At 70.0% G+C, this 18,295-nt stretch carries 13 protein-coding genes and 1 pseudogene; 9 read left to right on the top strand and 5 right to left on the bottom strand.

Annotation, left to right across the window (positions count from 1 at the left end):
* Positions 1 to 24: 24 nt before the first annotated feature.
* On the top strand, positions 25 to 1,074 hold the full coding sequence (locus OP79_RS36160) for a DUF2637 domain-containing protein (RefSeq protein ID WP_033326378.1): 1,050 nt from the start codon (positions 25 to 27) through the stop codon (positions 1,072 to 1,074).
* Between the two features lie 69 nt (positions 1,075 to 1,143).
* On the opposite strand, the gene OP79_RS36155 is transcribed toward OP79_RS36160, so the two are convergent.
* Both OP79_RS36155 and OP79_RS36150 read right to left on the bottom strand, forming a co-directional pair.
* Positions 1,144 to 1,635 (bottom strand): ATP-binding protein, encoded by a 492-nt coding sequence (locus tag OP79_RS36155; protein ID WP_078492218.1) that lies wholly within the window; start codon positions 1,633 to 1,635, stop codon positions 1,144 to 1,146.
* Positions 1,636 to 1,819: 184 nt separating this feature from the next.
* Entirely contained in the window at positions 1,820 to 3,433 is a 1,614-nt protein-coding gene (locus OP79_RS36150) for a protein phosphatase 2C domain-containing protein (protein ID WP_033326376.1), read from the bottom strand.
* Positions 3,434 to 3,635: 202 nt separating this feature from the next.
* On the opposite strand from OP79_RS36150, the gene OP79_RS36145 reads away from it, so the two are divergent.
* From OP79_RS36145 to OP79_RS36135, 3 genes are all read left to right on the top strand, one after another.
* Positions 3,636 to 4,625: a helix-turn-helix transcriptional regulator gene (locus tag OP79_RS36145; RefSeq protein WP_033326374.1), complete on the top strand. Its 990-nt coding sequence runs from the start codon at positions 3,636 to 3,638 to the stop codon at positions 4,623 to 4,625.
* A gap of 161 nt (positions 4,626 to 4,786) precedes the next feature.
* Positions 4,787 to 7,159: a glycosyl hydrolase family 95 catalytic domain-containing protein gene (locus tag OP79_RS36140; RefSeq protein WP_033326372.1), complete on the top strand. Its 2,373-nt coding sequence runs from the start codon at positions 4,787 to 4,789 to the stop codon at positions 7,157 to 7,159.
* A gap of 62 nt (positions 7,160 to 7,221) precedes the next feature.
* Entirely contained in the window at positions 7,222 to 7,590 is a 369-nt protein-coding gene (locus OP79_RS36135; protein WP_033326466.1) for a PPOX class F420-dependent oxidoreductase, read from the top strand.
* A gap of 44 nt (positions 7,591 to 7,634) precedes the next feature.
* Here OP79_RS36135 and OP79_RS36130 read toward each other — a convergent pair whose 3' ends face one another.
* Both OP79_RS36130 and rsgA read right to left on the bottom strand, forming a co-directional pair.
* Entirely contained in the window at positions 7,635 to 9,035 is a 1,401-nt protein-coding gene (locus tag OP79_RS36130; protein ID WP_051745179.1) for a DNA-3-methyladenine glycosylase 2 family protein, read from the bottom strand.
* A 309-nt stretch (positions 9,036 to 9,344) separates the two neighbouring features.
* The gene (rsgA, locus tag OP79_RS36125) at positions 9,345 to 10,508 is read right to left on the bottom strand and encodes a ribosome small subunit-dependent GTPase A (protein ID WP_033326368.1); all 1,164 of its coding nucleotides are present in this window, start codon (positions 10,506 to 10,508) and stop codon (positions 9,345 to 9,347) included.
* A 570-nt stretch (positions 10,509 to 11,078) separates the two neighbouring features.
* On the opposite strand from rsgA, the gene OP79_RS36120 reads away from it, so the two are divergent.
* Both OP79_RS36120 and OP79_RS49965 read left to right on the top strand, forming a co-directional pair.
* A complete protein-coding gene (locus OP79_RS36120) occupies positions 11,079 to 12,122 on the top strand; it encodes an alpha/beta fold hydrolase (protein ID WP_033326366.1) in 1,044 nt (347 codons plus the stop codon).
* 375 nt (positions 12,123 to 12,497) lie between these two features.
* On the top strand, positions 12,498 to 12,818 hold the full coding sequence (locus OP79_RS49965; protein ID WP_245685572.1) for a VOC family protein: 321 nt from the start codon (positions 12,498 to 12,500) through the stop codon (positions 12,816 to 12,818).
* A 170-nt stretch (positions 12,819 to 12,988) separates the two neighbouring features.
* On the opposite strand, the pseudogene OP79_RS57365 reads toward OP79_RS49965, so the two are convergent.
* Positions 12,989 to 13,159 (bottom strand): annotated as a pseudogene (locus tag OP79_RS57365) (glycoside hydrolase family 43 protein); the annotation flags it as partial.
* On the opposite strand from OP79_RS57365, the gene OP79_RS36105 reads away from it, so the two are divergent.
* From OP79_RS36105 to OP79_RS36095, 3 genes are all read left to right on the top strand, one after another.
* Positions 13,146 to 14,138: a serine hydrolase gene (locus tag OP79_RS36105; RefSeq protein WP_078492217.1), complete on the top strand. Its 993-nt coding sequence runs from the start codon at positions 13,146 to 13,148 to the stop codon at positions 14,136 to 14,138. The pseudogene OP79_RS57365 and the gene OP79_RS36105 sit on opposite strands and share 14 nt — an antisense overlap.
* Positions 14,139 to 14,423: 285 nt before the next feature.
* Positions 14,424 to 15,677, top strand: coding sequence for an MFS transporter (locus OP79_RS36100; protein WP_033326362.1), 1,254 nt, complete (start codon positions 14,424 to 14,426; stop codon positions 15,675 to 15,677).
* 981 nt (positions 15,678 to 16,658) lie between these two features.
* Positions 16,659 to 18,089, top strand: a complete 1,431-nt coding sequence (locus OP79_RS36095) for a hypothetical protein (RefSeq protein ID WP_157857413.1) — start codon at positions 16,659 to 16,661, stop codon at positions 18,087 to 18,089.
* The last annotated feature ends 206 nt before the right edge of the window (positions 18,090 to 18,295 follow it).

The raw sequence follows: 18,295 nt of genomic DNA, 5'->3' as shown, positions 1-18,295 counted from the left end.
CTATCCCAATGCAAGGGACCCCAGATGAGACTGACCGACATATCGCTTAACTGGCTGCTTCCGGGCGCCGTACTGCTCCTGGGCATGCTGGCGGCGGTTGCGGTGCTCGCGCGCGGCAAGCGTGCCGGGGAGAAAGCAGCAGAAGCGGACGACTCCTGGGAACGCAGCGAAGAGCGACGCCGGCGCAAGGAGGCCATCTACGGCACCGCCTCCTATGTGCTGCTGTTCTGCTGCGCCGCGGTCGCCGCAGCGCTCTCCTTCCACGGCCTGGTCGGCTTCGGCGAGCAGAACCTGAATCTCTCCGGCGGCTGGCAGTACCTCGTTCCGTTCGGCCTGGACGGCGCCGCGATGTTCTGCTCGGTGCTCGCGGTACGCGAGGCCAGCCACGGCGACGCGGCGCTTGGTTCCCGGATACTTGTGTGGACGTTCGCGGCCGCTGCCGCCTGGTTCAACTGGGTGCACGCCCCCCGGGGCATCGACCATGCGGGCGCCCCGCACTTCTTCGCGGGCATGTCGCTGTCGGCCGCGGTGCTGTTCGACCGGGCACTGAAGCAGACCCGCCGGGCGGCGCTGCGCGAGCAGGGCCTGGTGCCCCGCCCGCTGCCGCAGATCCGGATCGTCCGCTGGCTGCGTGCTCCCCGTGAGACCTACAGCGCCTGGTCGCTGATGCTCCTCGAAGGTGTGCGCAGCCTGGACGAGGCCGTCGAGGAAGTGCGCGAGGACAAGCGGCAGAAGGAGACGAACCGGCAGCGCCGGCGCGACCAGGAGCGGCTGGACCGGGCCCGTATCAAGGCGCTCACCCGTGGCCACCGCGGACTGATCGGGCGCGGCGGCCGGCAGGTCGAGGTGCAGGCTGTGCAGGCCGCCGCGGCCCCCGCCCAGGTGACCGCGGAGCCTGCCATATCGACGCCGGAACCACTGCCCATGCGCGCCGCCCGTCCCTCCCTCGCCCCCGCTAGAAGCGGCGCCGAGCCGGTCACCGTCGACCTCACGGCCGAGGACGACACGATGGCTCTGCCTCGGCTGGACTCCTTGGAGCGCAAGCTCAAGGACCTGGAGCAGCAGTTCGGCTGAGAACTGATCTCCCTTTAGGGTCTCCCCCACCTCGTGGCCTTATTTCGTACGGCGGCGTGGCCTGCTCAACTAGGCCGCGCCGCCGTTCAGTTCGAACCACACCGACTTGCCCACGTCGTGCGGCCGTACGCCCCACTCGTCCGCGAGTGACTGCACGAGCAGCAGGCCCCGGCCATGCGTACTCTCTTCGGCGTTCGCCGACCGCAGACTCGGCTTGCGGCCCAGGAAGTCCCTTACCTCCACCCGGAGTCCGCGCGGGCCGACGGTGGCCGTGAGCACCGCGTCGCTGTCGGTGTGGACGAGGGCGTTGGTGACGAGTTCGCTGGTCAGCAGTTCCGCTATCTCGGACCTTCCGGGCCTTCCCCAGCGGGAGAGCAACTCCCGCAGCGCTCTGCGCACTTCGGGCACGGCCCGCAGATCGGCCCGCCGCAGCCTGCGCCTGAGCTGCGGACCGTCCTGCCGACCCGTCGCGCTGTCCGCCGGTTCCTCCGCCGCCTTCACCGTCTTCGCCGAGAAGGCCCCGGATACCACGGGACCGCCTCCTCGTACCTGCCTCTTCATGACCCCCGCCCGCACGTCGTTGTCGCCCCCTCCGGCTCGAACACATTCACGGAATGCATGCCCGGCACGGAGTGCGCCAGTCATGTCGAATGGTCAACTACCTGCGATAGGCCACGAGTTCCCCGCACCGAAGGGGACATTCCGACAAAATTCGGCCACCCCCAGTTCGCTCCGCGCGGAGTCGTCACTCCTCCCAGACCGCCGCTGCTGTGCGGTCGTCGGCGTATCCCTTGACCCTCACCTGGATGTCGGCGAGGAAGGCCGCCAGGCCCGGTGGCTCGGTGTCCGTCCAGCGGTCCGTCAGGTGGTGGGCGAGTTCGGGTTCGCCGCGGAGCGGTTCAGCCAGGCCGCCTGTGCACAGGAGCAGTGCATCGCCGGGGCGGGCGACGGAGGCGCGGAAGCGGAAGGGCGGCCGGGGCGGTCGGGGGGCGGGTTCGTAGGGGCTCGGGGGTGTCGTGATGCCGAGGTCCATGGTGAGCCGGTCGCCCTCGGGGGTCTCGGAGGGCGGCGAGCCGAAGCCGACCACGGCCTCGCCGGTGGTCTCGGCGACCCGTGGCTCGATGTCCTGGAACTCACCGTCACGCAGCCGGAACAGACCGCCCTCTCCGACGCCGAAGAAGACGCGCGTACGGCACTCGGGGTCGGCGGGGAGCAGCAGGCAGCGCAGGCTCGCCGTGTACTCCTCCGGGTCGATGCCCTGCTCGGCGGCGGTGGCCCGGAGTTTGCCCAGGCTGCGGTCGGTGAGCCGGTGCAGCCCTGACTTGAGGTCGCCGCGCCGGGCCGCCCTGATGTCCTCGACCAACCGCGCGTGGCTGCGGCCCACGGCCCGCCCGATCCACTGGCAGGCCTCGGCGGCGGCCCGATGCGCACCGGGAGTGGCCCGCGCTCCGGTCGCCATGGCGACCAGTACCAGCGCCTGCTCCCCCGTCCCGAACCGCGCGGTCAGCAACGAGTCGCGTCGCGGTTCGCCCCGGTACCGCGCGGAGTCCCCGCGCACGGAAGCGGCCCGCAGCGTGGAGGTCCCGTAGTGCGCCCCGTCCAGCACGGTGTCGGCGACCAGGTCGTCGAGATCGTCGGGGTCCGCGGGCGGCAGGGCGGTGGGTTCGGGGTCGTAGGTGGGCGGGCCGGAGCCTACGTGGTCGACGGTGGGTCGGGCGGGGGTGTGAGGGGCGTACGGCGTGTCCGTGAAGGTCGCTGACGGGGCATCGGACGGAATGTCGTCGGATGGGGTGCCCTCGGGCGGGGTGCCTGAAGGGGCGTCGATCAATGTGGCGGGGCCGCCGGCCGGCGACTCAGCCCCCTGGTCGTACGGGACATCCGCCGAGGTCTCGGCCTGCTCGGCCGCGGCGGAGGCGGAGGCGGAGGCCGAAGCGGAAGCGGAAGCGGCCGGCGTCGCCCCCGGCGTCTGAGTGGACGTATCGCCGCCGGAAACCTCCGTACGGAACCCCGACGGCTTGGGACCCGGTGGAAAGGAGGCCGGCCCCGGCGGTTCAGGAGGCGGCGCCTCCCAGGGCGCCCGCTGCCGCTGGAGCCCACTGCGCCGCAACGCGTCGGCGCCCGGCGGCACCGAGGACTGCGGCATCGCGGACGGCGGCCCCGAGGCCGGCGGTTTCGCGGGGGCGCCCCCGCTGGACGGCCCCTGTCGCGGAACAGCTCCGACCGTTCCCGCCGCCGAGGCGAACCGGTCGTCGAGGGAGTCGGCCGCGGCCGCCGGTCCCGTGTCCTCGGTGGAGTCGTCGTACAACTGCCGCCACCAGTCGTCGTCTTGACCGGTGGGCGTCTCCCCCTGCTGGCTCATGCCCTCAATTGTCCACTGGACGGGCCGGATGAAAACGGTGCATCCGGAAAAACCGGCCCATGGCGCGGATGCCGTACGGCGGTTGACGCCACAGTGACGCAAGCATGGTAGAGAGGCTGGTGGTACGAGAATATGTGCGGCGGCAGGTTTACGCCGTGGCTGTTTTCCGCCACGGCCGGTCATCGAGGAGGGGCGTCGCCGGATGCTGGGAGCGATCGGCCTGGACGAGACGCATGAGTCGGCGTACCGGGCGCTGGTGTCCGTGGGCGCCGCCGACGTGCCGGACCTCGCGCGGCGGCTCACGCTCGGCGAGCACGACACGGAGCGGGCGCTGCGCCGACTGGAGCGACATGGTCTCGCGGCCAAGTCCTCGGCCCGGCCGGGGCGTTGGGTGGCGGCGCCGCCCGGGGTCGCCCTCGGCGCGCTGCTCACCCAGCGGCGTCAGGAGCTGGAGAAGGCGGAGCTGGCGGCGGCGCGGCTCGCCGAGGAGTACCGCACGCAGGCCGCCGAGCCCGCCGGGCACGACCTGGTCGAGGTGGTGACGGGCGCGGCATCGGTCTCGCAGCGGCTGCTGCAACTCCGGCTCGGTGCACGCGAGGAGGTGTGCGTGCTGGCCACCGCCGACGCGTCCTTCGTCACCGGGGCCGGGAACGACACGAAGGAGAAGGCCACCCGCTACCGCGTGGTCGCCGAGCGCGCCGTGCTGCACCGGCCCACCGGCATCGCCGAACTGTCCGAACTGTCCGAGGCGCTCGGCCGCGACGAACGAATACGGGTCGTGGACAAGGTGCCGACCCAGCTCGTGATCGCCGACCGGACGCTCGCCATGGTGCCGTTGGCCTCGGGCGCCCTCGAACCCGCCGCACTCGTGGTGCACGCGAGCGGGCTGCTCACCTCGCTGTCGGCGTTGTTCGAGTCGGTGTGGCGGGACGCGCTCCCGCTGCGCCTCGGCGCGGCCGGCACGCTCACCGAGCAGGAGCCGGACGGACCCGACACCGCCGACCTGGAGATCCTCTCCCTGCTCCTCGCCGGTCTGACCGACGCGAGCGTCGCCAAGCAACTCGACCTGGGCCTGCGAACCGTACAACGCCGGGTGAAACGCCTCATGGAACTGACGGGCGTGACCACGCGACTCCAGCTCGGCTGGCATGCGTACGAGCGGGGCTGGGTCGCCCGGGAGCGCGAGGACTGACCGCCCCTGACACACCGCCTCCAACACAGCGGCTAACACATCGGATCTCTCCCGACTTATTGACGATCTCACGCGTCATCTCTAACTTGCGCACTGGGATAGCTCCGATGAATCCATGAATCCCTCGCATCCCTGTGCCATGCGAGCCGCCAGGAGGCGCCATGCCCAACCCGTCCAGCCGTCGTTCCCGCCACCCGTCCAGACGTACCGTGCTCGCCACCGGCTCCGCGCTCGGCGGGACACTGCTCGCGGGCGGCCTGCCCGCACCGGCCACGGCAGCCACGGCGGCTTCCGGCACAGCGGCTTCCGGAGCCGACCCATACCACTCCTCCGACCCCTGGCGTACCGTCCTCGACGACGCCGACCTGGTCTGGCAGCGGATGCCGAAGACCTGGTACGAGGGCCCGTTCCTGGGCAACGGCTTCCTGGGATCCGGCATCTACGCCGAACCGGGCAGGGAGACCGAGGCCGTCCGCTTCAATGTGCAGCACTCCGAAGTCCAGGACCACCGCCCGGAGTTCGGCTCGCTCTTCGGGCTCGCGCGGCTGCCGATCGGCCACTTCACCCTGGAACCGGTGGGCACGATCACCGGCCTGGACTGGCGCCTCGGCCTGCGCGACGCCGAGCTGACCGGCACCCTCACCACCGACAAGGGCACGCTCACGATCCGCGCCCTGGTACACAACTCCCGCTCCATATTGGCCATAGAGGTGACGCCGAGCGAGGGCGAGCGCGACTTCAAGTGGGTCTTCCACCCGGCGGAGGCGATCAGCCCGCGCGCCGCGTTCCGGCCACTGCCGGAGGGGTACGCGGCCAACCCGCCCGCCGAGACCGGGGAACACGACGGCATCTCCACCGCCGTACAACCGCTGCTGTCCGGCGGTCAGCATGTCACCGCGTGGCGGGAGCGCACCCGGGGCCGTACGCGGACGCTGTACGCGCATGTCGCGCACTCGTACCCGAAGTCGACGGCGCTCGGGCGGGCGACAGCCGCCGTCCGCAACGCCTCACTCCTCTCGTACGATCTCCTGGCGGTGGCGCATCGTACCTGGTGGCGGGCCTTCTACCGGAAGGGTTTTCTCTCGCTGCCCGACGCGCGCATCCAGCGTTTCTACTGGATCCAGCTCTACAAGACGGCGTCCGCGGCCCGCCGCGACGCGCCTGTGATGGCCACGTGCGGCCCCTGGGTCGAGTCCACTCCGTGGCCGGCGACCTGGTGGAACCTGAACGTGCAGTTGGAGTACTGGCTGATCCACGGCTCCAACCATCTCGAACTCGACGCGGTGACAAGGGCGTTGAGCGAGTTCCGCGACAACCTCACCGCCGAGATGGCGCCTGCGTACCGCGCCGACTCCCTCGGCATCCCGCGCACCACCGACGCCTCACTCGTCAACGGCGGCGCCACGAACCCCGTACTGGGCTACGGCGTCGGCATCCCGGGCCAGGACCCGCCGACTCCCGAGGTCGGCAACCTCACCTGGGCCCTGCACAACGTCTGGCTCAGCTACCGCCACACCATGGACGAGTCGATCCTCCGCGACGTCCTCTTCCCCCTCCTCCGCAAGGCCATCAACTACTACCTGCACTTCCTGGAGCCGGGCGCGGACGGCAAGCTGCATCTGCCGGCCACCTTCTCACCGGAGTACGGCGGCAACTCGAGGGACTGCAACTACGACCTGATGCTGCTGACATGGGGCTGTCGTACGTTGCTGGAGTCGGCCGAACTCCTCGGCATCGACGACGAGTTGGCACCGCGCTGGCGCGAGGTGCTGGCCAGACGGGCGGCGTATCCGACCGACGAGAACGGCTTCATGATCGGCGCGGACATCCCCTTCGCGAAGTCGCACCGCCACTACTCGCATCTGCTCGCGGTGTACCCGCTGTACGAACTGACGGGCCGTACGCCTGACGAAAAGGCTCTGATCGAGAGGTCGTTGGCCCACTGGGTCGGCTTCGAGGGCGCTCTCCAGGGCTATACGTTCACGGGCGCGGCCTCGATATCGGCCCTGCTCGGCAAGGGCGAGGACGCGCTCACATACCTCGGCCAGCTCATGTCCCGCTTCATCCAGCCCAACACCATGTACAAGGAGACCGGCCCGGTCATCGAGACCCCGCTGTCGGCCGCCCAGTCCCTGCACGACATGGTCTGCCAGTCCTGGGGCGGCATCATCCACGTCTTCCCCGCGCTCCCCGCTGCATGGGCAGACCTGACGGTCCACAACTTCCGTACGCAGGGCGCGTTCCTGCTCAGCGCGATACGCGAGGACGGGGCGACCCGCTGGGTCCGGCTGGTCAGCGAGGCGGGCGCCCCCTGCGTCGTACGGCATGGCATTGCGGGCGCGATCGACGTACGGGACGGCCGGGGACGCCCGCTGCGATACGAGCCGGTGGGGGACGGCGTGATCCAAGTCCCCCTGCGTAAGGGCGAGTCGGCGCTCATCACCGCCAAGGGTGACCGTCCGGACCTGCGGATCGCCCCCGTCGAGCCGAACGAGGAGGCACCGCGCTGGGGGCTGCCCGCGACCGCGATGTAGGTCTCCAGCCGTAGGGCAAGGATCCGATGCGTACGGCATAGTGCCCGTGTTTGGCTGCTGCCATGACCGAATTCAGCGAGGCCGAACGCGCGTATCTCAAGTCGCAGCGGCTGGGCCGGCTGGCCACCGTCGACCAGCACGGCCAGCCGCAGGCGAACCCCGTCGGCTTCTTTCCGCAGGACGACGGGACGATCCTGATCGGCGGTTACGCCATGGGGACCACGAAGAAGTGGCGCAACCTGCGGAAGAACCCGAAGGTCGCCCTCGTCGTCGACGACATCGTCAGCCTCCGGCCCTGGAAGGTACGCGGCGTGGACATCCGCGGCGAGGCCGAACTCCTCACCGGACCACATGAGTTGGGCCCTCACTTCAGCGAGGAGCTGATCCGCGTCCATCCGAGGCGGATCCACAGCTGGGGCTTGGAGGACTGACCCGTACCCTCTGCCCGGCCGTGGACGTCCGACTCGGTTGCGGTTCAGGGGACTTGTCGGCTGACTGCCTGTGCTGCCTGCAGGTGCCGCAGGGCGTAGGAGCGCCAGGGTCGCCAGGTGTCGGGAACGGGTTCGCCCGGCGGGGCCACGTCCGGGTCGCCGAGGGCGCGGACGCGGATGGCAGCCACGGTGCGGGGATCCATACCGGGCAGCGCGAACAGGGCCTGGTACGCGTCGTCGCGATCGGCACCCGCGTCGAGCCGCAGGCGGCCGTCGGCGAGAGCGGCGGCAAGGGCGCCGAGGGTGCCGTCCGGTTCGGCCCCGGCGAGGGCGGCCGGCTCGGGAAAGACATGCGTGAGCGTTCCGCAGGGCGCGTCCAGCGCCTTCCCGTACGCCCGCACCAGCCGCTCGGCCTCGTCCCGGCCCACCACCGCGCGCACCGCCAGCTCCTCCGGATCGGCGGCACCGGGCGAGCGCAGCCCCGGCCGAGCGGCCACCAGCGGTGCCAGGAGGGGATCGGCGGCGAGCCGTTCGTCGACGGCGTACGGATCGGCATCGAGATCGAAGAGGCGGCGCAACCGCTGTACGGCGGTGGTGAGGTCGCGGAGGTCGGTGAGGTGGAGCCGGGCGTCCAGCCAGCCGCCGGGGCGGGACTTGGTGGGTCGGGACTCGCTGACGGCGACGATTCCGGTGCCGTACGGGAGGCGCAGGGTGCGGCGGTAGGTACGGTCGCCCGGGGCTCCGGCGACCTCCTCGACGCCGGGTACGGTCTCGGCCGCCAGCAGGTCGAAGACGGCGGCGGCCTGGTACGGGCCGCGGTGCGCGAGGCGCAGCGGGATGCCGGCGGACGGGGTGGCGGCCGCCCTGCGGGAGGCGGCCCCGCGTCCGCGGGGCGCGGCGGCGCGCAGTTCGCTGGGCGTCGAGGCGTACACCGTACGGATCGTGTCGTTGAACTGCCGCACGCTCGCGAACCCGGCCGCGAAGGCGATCTCCGTGATCGGCAGCTCCGTGGTCTGCAGCAGCACCCGCGCGGTGTGCGCCCGCTGGGCCCGCGCCAGTGCCACCGGGCCCGCGCCCAGCTCCGCGGTGAGCTGCCGCTGCACCTGCCGCGCGCTGTACCCGAGCCGCACGGCGAGCCCGGCGACACCTTCGCGGTCCACGACCCCGTCCCCGATCATGCGCATGGCCCGCCCCACGACGTCCGCGCGCACATTCCACTCCGCGGAACCGGGCACGGCATCGGGCCGACACCTCCGGCACGCCCGAAAACCCTCGCCCTGCGCCGCGGCGGCCGTCGCGTAGAACCGCACGTTCCGCCGCTTGGGCGTCACCGCCGGGCAACTGGGCCGACAGTAGATCCCGGTCGTCTCGACGGCGAAGAAGAACTCCCCGTCAAACCGAGCGTCCCGACTTCGTACGGCTTCGTAGCGGGTCTCGTCATCCACACCTCCAGTGTGCGGGGGCACCGACTGTTGGACTGGCGGGATTCGGACGCCATGCGCAAGTACGGGTGCGTGGAGACGCAGGCTTTTGCTTTTCAGGGGGCGCGGGGCTGTATCCGATTTGCGGCTCCGCCGCGTGGGCGCGACCAGCCACGACGGGCCCGCAGTCGCGACACAACGTGTCACCCCCACCCCCTGGCGGGGGGCCTGGGGGCGCAGCCCCCTCACGCGGCGGGGCCGCAAATTGATACAGCCGGGAAGGGGCCGGCCTGGGGAAAGAACCCCCTTCCCCACGCCTCCACCCGCCAAGGCTCAGCGCCAGCGCCCCCGCTTCACCTCCATCGCGGCCCGCCCCTCGGCCCCCCGCCGCTTCCACTCCTTCCGAAGCTCCGTCCGAGCCCGCGCATCCGTCTTGGCAACGATCCGCTGGTTCTCGCGCACCAGCTTGCGATAGCTGTCGAGACGGCGCTCCGGCAGCACACCCGACTCCGCGGCCTCCAACACCGCACACCCCGGCTCAGCCACATGCGCACAGTCATGAAAGCGGCAGCGCGCGGCAAGCTCCTCGATCTCCGAGAACACCTGCCCGACCCCGGCCTCGGCATCGAAAAGCCCCACACCCCGCAGCCCGGGCGTATCGATGAGAACGCCACCGCCGGGCAGCACGAGGAGGTTGCGGGTCGTGGTCGTATGCCGCCCCTTCCCGTCCACGTCACGCGCGGCCTGGACCGACATCACCTCTTCCCCGAGGAGGGCGTTGGCGAGGGTCGACTTACCGGTGCCCGACTGCCCGAGCAGCACGGACGTACCCCCGGAGACCACCGCGGCGAGGACATCGAGACCGTCCCCCACGGTGGAACTGACCGGCAGCACCGCCACACCCGGCGCGGTGGTCTCCACGTCCTGCACCAGATGCGACAGCGTCGCACCATCGGGCACGAGATCCGCCTTGGTCAGCACGACCAGCGGCTGCGCCCCAGACTCCCAGGAGAGTGCCGACGTATGCAGCGGTGCCTCACCACCCGAACCGGACATGGCCAGCGCCAGGAACCGCTCGATCCGCCCGAGGTCCAGTTCGACCGCGAGCGACACACAGATGACGACGAAATCGATGTTGGTGGCCAGCACCTGGCCCTCGGAACGCTTGGACGACGTCGAGCGTACGAAGGCGGTGCGGCGCGGCAGCAGCGTCCGCACGTAGCGCGGATCGCCGCCATCAGGATCGACGGCGACCCAGTCCCCCGTGCACACGACCTTCATCGGGTCACGGGGAACGACGAACTCGGTGTCGGCACGGACGGTGCCGGCCGGGGTGACGACGTCGCACAGGCCGCGGTCGACACGTACGACACGACCGGGCAGCAGACCCTGCCCGGCATATGGGGCGAACTCGGCCTCCCAGTCCGCATCCCAGCCGTACGGCACGAGCGGATGCGAGGAAGACGAGGGCGAACCCAGGAGAGAAGAGAAAGACAAGGGGTGACCCTTCACAAGGGTGGCCCCGGCACCGCGCTCACAGGCACGGGAGAAGAAAGGTCAGCCGGAGGCCACGGAAGTGGACTTGATGAACTTCCGGATGCGGGCAGCGCCCATCTCAAAGACAGCCATCGGTCACACCTCCTGCTCTTCACTCGGCCGACAGCGGCAGCCACCGGCTACCGCGCGATTCGCACCCACCATAGAGGCGTACGCCCTCGGGCGCCACGGAATATGGATCCCCTCGCCCGCATCGCGGGACTGATATCGAAGATGCCATTGGTGGAGTGGTGTATCGACGACCACCGCCTGGCTCGTGCCAGGGCCTCAGTTGGTGAGATCGGCGGGCCGCCACGGTGCCTGTGCTGACGCGCGCAGGCTCAGGCCGAGCAGCTCGTCGCGGCCTTCGTGAACGAGGCGGAGAACCTCACAATGCCCTTTCCGTACGTGTCGGTTCGCCCGGTTAGCGGAGGCGAAACCTCACGGAAATCCCTTGTGGGACAAGGGCCCTACGCTGGAACCGAGCGCTTGGAGCCGCATTTTCTGCGGCCCGGAACGGGAGGTGAGCCGGTGGTCGACGTCCCACGACAGCGCCCGCGGCGCATCAAGCGGCTGCGCCCGGTGGGCGACGGAGAACTACGGATGCACCACCACGTCGTGCACGGCTACCGCCGTGCCTACCGCATGGCCGGCCAGGGCCCGGTACTCGTCCTGATCCACGGCATCGGCGACTCCTCGGCGACCTGGGCCGAGCTCATCCCCGACCTCGCCCGCACCCACACGGTGATCGCCCCCGACCTGCTCGGCCACGGCGCCTCGGACAAGCCCCGGGCCGACTACTCGGTCGCCGCGTACGCGAACGGGGTGCGCGACCTGCTGTCCACGCTCGACATCGAACAGGCCACGCTGGTCGGGCACTCGCTCGGCGGCGGCGTCGCCATGCAGTTCGCGTACCAGTTCCCGGAGCGCACGGAGCGGCTGATCCTGGTCAGTGCGGGCGGCGTGGGCCGCGAGGTGAATCCGGTCCTGCGGGCGGTGTCGCTGCCCGGCGCCCATCTGATGCTCTCCGCGCTGCGCCTGCCCGGCATGGGTGTGCAAGCACGCCTGTTCGCCCACCTGATGCGACTCCTCGACACCGATCTGGGCCAGGACGCACCGGAGTTGCTCACCCTCGTGGACGCGCTTCCCGACGCGACCTCGCGCAGCGCCTTCATCCGTACCCTGCGCGCCGTGGTCGACTGGCGCGGCCAGGTGGTGACCATGCTCGACCGCTGCTACCTCACCGAGGGCATGCCCACGATGCTGATATGGGGCGACCGGGACAGCGTGGTGCCCGTACGGCACGCGTACGGGGCGCACGAGGCGATGCCCGGCAGCCGCCTGGAGATCTTCGAGGGGGCCGGGCACTTCCCGTTCCACACCGACCCCGGGCGGTTCCTCTCCCTCGTCGAGGAGTTCACGAGTACCACCGGCCCGGCCGACTGGAGCCGGGAGAACTGGCGCGGACTGCTCCGCGCCGGACGTCCGGGCAGCGCGGCGGGACAGCCGGACACCGCGCAGAACCGGGCCGTGGAGCGGGACATGAGAGAGGCGAGCGAGCGCAGCGCGACGTGATGCCGCGCGACCCGGTCTCCTCGGAGGGCGTTCTCCTCGAGAGGTGGGTGTTTCCTGACGCCTCGCGTCAGCCCTCCCGTCTTCCCGACGGTTCCGGCGCACCGAGGACCGCGTCCCGTTCCTCGTTCGTCAGGGGCGGCTCGGTCAGTGGGCCGGCGCGGGCGCTCAGCTCGCCCACGAGGGGATGCCTGACGTCGCGCGCGAACGTTTCGAACTCCTCGGCGGAGCCAGGAAGATCTCGGATCTGTCGGACGGGCGGCATACTCTGAGCCCCGTCCGCACTATCTGGGGGGGAGAGTCATGACAAACAGGTTCACCGAGTTGGCCGTTGACTGCCATGATCCGGAGATGCTCGCGGCCTTCTGGTGCTAGGTCCTGGACTTCCAGGTGATCGACCGGAGCGAGGGCAAGGTCGAGATCGGCTCCTGGGTGCCGACCGTCGAGGATGTTCGGGCTCGCCAGATGCCGCCCACCCTGCTGTTCATCCAGGTGCCCGAGGGCAAGACCGTGAAGAACCGGCTTCACCTCGACGTCAGCCCGATCGACGGCAGCACCGAGGACGAGGTGACCAGATTGCTCGGCCTCGGCGCCACCAAGACGGATGTGGGCCAGGGCTCAGACCGAAACTGGGTGGTCATGGCAGACCCCGAGGGCAACGAGTTCGACGTCCTGCGCACCCTGGCACCGCAGAACTAGGCCGCGAGCGGGCACCCGTACCCCGTCACACACCGCAACTATCACGTTGCCGAGAAGACCTCACTGAATAATCGGGGTTAGGCGACAGCACGTCAGAACCCTCGCTGACCAGCGACGCCACGCCTAGGAGCGACGCCGGCAGCAGACCACCAACGATTCAGAGACCCTTACCAGAGCCGACGCGGCGAACCCAACGTCTTCCCGGTGTGGGGATCGATGCGGACCTGTGCAACTGCGGCCGTGGTGCACCAGCAGTTGCCGTCGCCTCTCACATTCGTGACGATCAGTCAGAAGCGGCCGTCGTGGTAGCGGAGCGTGGGCGCATAGATCCCTGTCGTAGACCTGTCGTACGGAGGCCCTCAGGATGCCCGGTACCTGTTGTTCTCCGTCTCCAAAGGCGTCTCGGCGATCGCCGCCCAGCACGCGCACGCCGACGGACGGCTCGACCTCGATGCCCCGCTCTGCGATGTCTGGCCCGCCATGCGGCGGACAGCGACCCGACGCATCACCACCCGCCACGTGCTCAGCCATCAGGCGGGGCTGCCCCTGGTCGACCAGGAGCTCACCGTGGAAGACCACCTGGCCGGCAAGCTCGAAACCGCCCTGGAGCGGCAGGAACCCTACTGGGAACCGGGGACGAAGCACGGCTACCACGCCATCACCTACGGAGCCCTGCTCGACGGCGTCTTCCAGCGGGCCCTGGGCATCAGCGTCGCCGAGTACATCCACGCACACATCCGGCAACCGCTCGGTCTCGGGGTTCCGCCGTCGGACAACCACGACGTGCTGCCGCTGCGAACACGCCCCCCGATGCGCACCCCGCTGCAGTTGGCCCGCCCCGGGCTGCTCTTCGACTCCGTCGGCCTCGGACTGCTCGAAGACCCCTCGGTCTTCAACCAGCCGGATGTTCTCGCAGCGCCCTGGCCCGCGACCAATCTGGTCGCCGGTGCCCGCGACCTGGCACGGCTGTATGCCGCGGCCGTCGGACCGGTTGACGATGTGCGCCTGCTGGACACCGAGAGCAGCGCCGCGCTCGCCCGCACCCGCTCGATCGGGCTCGACGAGGTCCTCGGCGAGCCGTCCCACTTCGGGTCCGGAGTCCAAAGGCCCACGGCTCGTCTTCCCCTTCTCGGCCCGGCCTCGTACGGACATGACGGACACGCCGGCTCGCTCGCGCTGGCCGATCCTCGGTTCTCCGTCGGCATGGCCTTCACCACCAACGTCAGCCCGCCCGTCGGCGGAGCGAGTGCCGCAGCCCTCACACTCGTCGCGGCAGCGAGGCACTGTCTGAACGCATCCGGCCGCAGCACGACCGAATGATCGGCTCAGGCGCTGTCGACCGGCACGATCACGCCGGTCCGGCCCATACCAGTGCTTGCGGCCGGTGACGGCTACTCATAGCTGGCTGAACTGCTGTCGCTGTGCGGTCCGGAGGGGTATGTACGCGAATTACGGCACACCCCGGAGTGCCGTACACGGCCAACGACCGTACTGGACAGGCCAGGGGCGGCACGCCACCTTTGGAAGGATGGGCTTACCAGGGAACGGCAAGGGAAGCAGAGCGTCCCGTGAGGTGCCTGTCCGGTACACCCGGCAGTTGCAGCGATGAGCGAACGTCTCGCGTCGCCGGCCGCCACGCGGCCGTTGTGGCGCAACCGGGACTTCATGCTGCTGTGGAGCGGTCAGGTCGTCTCGACCGTGGGGATGCGGGTCACCACGCTCGCGTATCCGCTGCTGGTGCTCGCGCTGACGGGTTCACCGTTTCAGGCCGGGCTTGTGGGGTTCGCCCAGACGCTGCCGTTTCTGGTGCTGTATCTACCGGCCGGGGCGCTGGTGGACCGCTGGGACCGCAAGCGGGTGATGCTGGCCGCCGACGGCGTTCGGGTGGTGCTCCTGGGGCTTGTGGTGCTGGCGCTGGCGGTCGATCGGGTCAGTGTGGCGGCTCTGCTCGTGGTCGTCTTCCTGGACGGCGCCTGTTTCGTGTTCTTTCAGCTCGCCGAGTCCGCCGCCCTGCCGCACATCGTCCCAGGGCCCCAACTGCCCACCGCACTCGCCCAGAACCAGGCCCGCGAACTGGGCGCGGACCTGGCCGGACGCCCGCTCGGCGGCGCACTGTTCGCCGTCGGCCACACGCTGCCGTTCGTGTTCGACCTCTTCTCCTACGTGCTCGGCTTTCTCACCATGCTGTTCGTACGGCCCGGGTTGCAGGAACGGCGTGCGGAGGAACCACGTCGGGGACTGCTCACCGACATCGCCGAAGGCCTGGCGTGGCTGTGGCGCCAGCACCTGTTGCGGTCCCTGGTGGCCCTGACCGGCGCGGTCAATCTCGTCCTCGCCTCACTGACGCTCGTACTGATCGTGCGAGCCCAGCAGTTGGGTGCATCCGCGTCGCTGATCGGCATGATGCTGGCGCTGCCTGGCGGCGCGGCGATCGCCGGCGCGTTCGCCGCTCCCTGGCTGCAACGCCGCCTCACTCCACGGCTGGTGGTGCTCGGGTCGCTCTGGCTGTGGGCCGGCGGCATGGTGGCGCTGGTGTGGCTGCCCTCGCCGCTGGCGCTCGGCGCGGTAGTGGCGGTGACCGCACTGCCCGAGCCGGCCTTCAACGTGGTCCTCACGTCGTACCGTTACGCGCTCGCGCCCGACCGTCTCCAGGCCAGAACCGTCGGCGTCGCCCGGCTGATCATCTGGGGGGCGATCCCTCTCGGGTCGCTGGCCGCCGGCAGCCTGCTCCAGGCCCTCGGCGCGCGGGGGACGCTGGTGACCTACGCCGTATTCATGATCGCGCTGGCCGCTCTGGCCACGAGCGTCCGTACGATCCGGCGAGCCCCACGGTTCGAAGAGATATCGCGTCCGGAGTGATCCGGCAGCCTGACCGGCGTCACGTATCCTCGTCCGGCTCCTCTTGAACGAGAAGAGAAAGACAATGGGGTGGCCCTTCGAAGGGTGGCCCCGGGGGATGTCAGCCGGTGGCCACAGAGGTGTACTTGATGAACTTCCGGATGCGGGCAGCGCCCATCACGAAGACAGCCATCGGTCACACCTCCCTTTCTCACTCAGCCGACAGCGGCAGCGAACAACTGTCGCACGAGGCCCACTCACGATAGATGCGCGCCCACTCGGGCGCCATCGATTTATCTCACGCGGGAGGGCCGGGGAGCGTCACCTCGCCCTGAGCCTCCGCGTGGCCAGGCAGGAACGTCCTGCGGCCGTCTGCCAGTTGGCCCCGGTCCGTGAACAACAGCGGGGCCGCGGCCACCAGATGACTTAAGGACGTGCTGGACCTCGTTTCTATGCCCTTCAACCGAGCGTTATTTGGGAACCGGCCGAAATTCACCAACGAACAACAAGAGGACCGACGTGTTTCTATGCCCGTCAGTCGGGCGTTGTTGGGAAACACTGTCGGACTCGGCTGGAACCCCCGGACCACCACGTTTCCATGCCCTTTGGGCGGGCGTTTTTGGGAAACCTCCGAGGACCTCGTCCCCACCGGCAACGTGTCGGCGTTTCTATGCCCTTCAGCCGGGCGTTGTTCGGAAACCCTTCCCCAGATCCCCCAGCCGTGACCTGAGCCAACGATGCCCGTTGCGCGGGAACGCCCGCCACCTCCCCCACGCAAAGTGGTCCACGTCACACTTCTGCTTGCCGCTGACTGACGTGCGGAAACGCCCCGCGCAGAAACGGCCTCAGGCCGACCTCCAGGATCTGCCAGGATTCTCCGGAGCCGTCCGTGTTCCGGTGGCCTCGGTGCTACGGTCACCGATCAGTTGATCCACGGCTGACTCCGGTATGGGGCTGGACACCGGACTTCAGTAAGAGGACGAAGACGGGGGCGTACTTCGGATGAGGCGGAGGCGGAGCAAGTCCTGGCTGTGGACGTTTCTGTTGTCCCGCGAGGGGATGTGGTCGCTGCTCGCCACGACGGCCGCCGCGCTGGCGCTGGGGTTGTTGCCCGATCTCGTGCAGGCCGTTCCTCGTGTCGGGAACTCCCTCTACTGGATGAGCGCCGTGGCCCTGGTCGCCGTGCTGCTGGTCGCCTGGGCCACGCATGCGTTGCGTACCAAGGAAGGGGTCGGCATCGTCATCTACCTCGGGGCTGGATCGACCTGGGACCGTACGCGGCTGCGGGAGATGCAGGACGACGCTCTCAGGCGGCACGCGGCCTGTTTCGTCGTCGAGCCGGACGCGCTCCTCGGCGGTGTCCGGGGCATCGACCGGGTCGCCTTCGCGTACCGGGTGATGCAGGCCAGGCTCGAAGAGGAGTCCTCCGGGGACACGGGGGCGCCCGAGTCGGTGTCGTTCTACGTGACGGCCCGGCATGCGGACGCCTTCCGGCTGGGCGGTCTGCTCCGCGCCCAACTGCACGACAACGTAAGCATCTTCGCCGAGGCTCCCGCTTATCAGCCTCCCTCCGGAGAGCCGGACGGGCAGCGAGGGCCGGACGAGCCCGGCATCCGCCAGCCAGCGCCCAGGCGCCGGATCGCGGCGCGTCTCATGGGGCAGTCCGAGGAACGCGGACGGGCTTCCTTCCCGGCCCTGCACCTGGACAGTGCCCTGAAACGGCCACCGGACGCGGACGATCTGCGACGCCTGCGCGATGTGCTGGAAAACCCGGAACAGGCACCCGTCTGGCACTCGTTCAACGGTGGGGCCGAGCGGCCCGGACCCAAGCGGATCGCGCTGGTCGTGGCGCTCGCGGACAACCCGGGGCTGGTACGGGACGCGCTGTCGGCCGCCGAGCAGGGCGAAAGCGACGTCTACGCGTTCCCGGACCCCCAGGGGCAGCGGAGTCAGCCGGGCCGTCAGGACCAGCGAACCGACCCGCCCAGCAGTCAAGGCCGGCCGGGCCACCGGGTCCAGCCCGACAGTCCAGGTCGGCAGAGTGAGCAGAGTGATCCGGCGGGCAACCGCTGCGTCGGCGCCCTGGTCATCCGTACCCGCCCGGGGAACGTCTCCGACACGGCCGAGCACCACGAGGCGCTCGTCCGCTACGTCGTCCACCACTGGCGCCGTACTGTCGAGGAACAGGGCACGGACGGAACCTGCTGGCTGTTCACGGACGGACCCTCCACCTTCGTCCTCGCGCTCGGGGCCCTCGTGGGCAGGCGGACCGCGCTGGTACCGGTCGCCGAGCACCGGCCGGCCCTTGTGCCGCCGCAACGGCCGCGCCTGCCGGAGCCGTCACAGCGGCCGCAGTCGCTGCGTCGGCAGCGTCCTCCCCGTCTTCGTTCCCCCAGGGCCCGCCGTCTTCCTCCCGCCGGAACGTCCTCCTGAGGCACAGCTCCCTGGGAGACATCTCGGCGGCAGGGCCACCTCACGCAAGAGCCTCGCGAGGGCCTCGCGCTCCGGCCCGGCCCCCTCGGTGCCGCCGACCGCCGCCCGTTGTCGTCAACGCCTGGCGCGCACATGCGCTTATCCGTCGTACCGCGAAGCTGTCAACTCTCCTGCCAGAGCTCCTTGTTCCCCTTGCCCCCAGTGTG

Origin of the sequence: Streptomyces yerevanensis (genome assembly GCF_000716805.1) — a bacterium.
Classification (GTDB): domain Bacteria; phylum Actinomycetota; class Actinomycetes; order Streptomycetales; family Streptomycetaceae; genus Streptomyces; species Streptomyces flaveus.
This window is presented reverse-complemented; position numbering and strand designations above follow the sequence as displayed.

What these genes read in the sequence shown, in the direction of transcription:
- OP79_RS36160 (WP_033326378.1), top strand. Translation starts at nt 25, where the DNA reads ATGAGACTGACCGACATATCGCTTAACTGGCTGCTTCCGGGCGCCGTA.
- OP79_RS36155 (WP_078492218.1), bottom strand. Translation starts at nt 1,635, where the DNA reads ATGAAGAGGCAGGTACGAGGAGGCGGTCCCGTGGTATCCGGGGCCTTC.
- OP79_RS36095 (WP_157857413.1), top strand. Translation starts at nt 16,659, where the DNA reads ATGAGGCGGAGGCGGAGCAAGTCCTGGCTGTGGACGTTTCTGTTGTCC.
- OP79_RS36140 (WP_033326372.1), top strand. Translation starts at nt 4,787, where the DNA reads ATGCCCAACCCGTCCAGCCGTCGTTCCCGCCACCCGTCCAGACGTACC.
- OP79_RS36145 (WP_033326374.1), top strand. Translation starts at nt 3,636, where the DNA reads ATGCTGGGAGCGATCGGCCTGGACGAGACGCATGAGTCGGCGTACCGG.
- OP79_RS36100 (WP_033326362.1), top strand. Translation starts at nt 14,424, where the DNA reads ATGAGCGAACGTCTCGCGTCGCCGGCCGCCACGCGGCCGTTGTGGCGC.
- OP79_RS36150 (WP_033326376.1), bottom strand. Translation starts at nt 3,433, where the DNA reads ATGAGCCAGCAGGGGGAGACGCCCACCGGTCAAGACGACGACTGGTGG.
- OP79_RS36135 (WP_033326466.1), top strand. Translation starts at nt 7,222, where the DNA reads ATGACCGAATTCAGCGAGGCCGAACGCGCGTATCTCAAGTCGCAGCGG.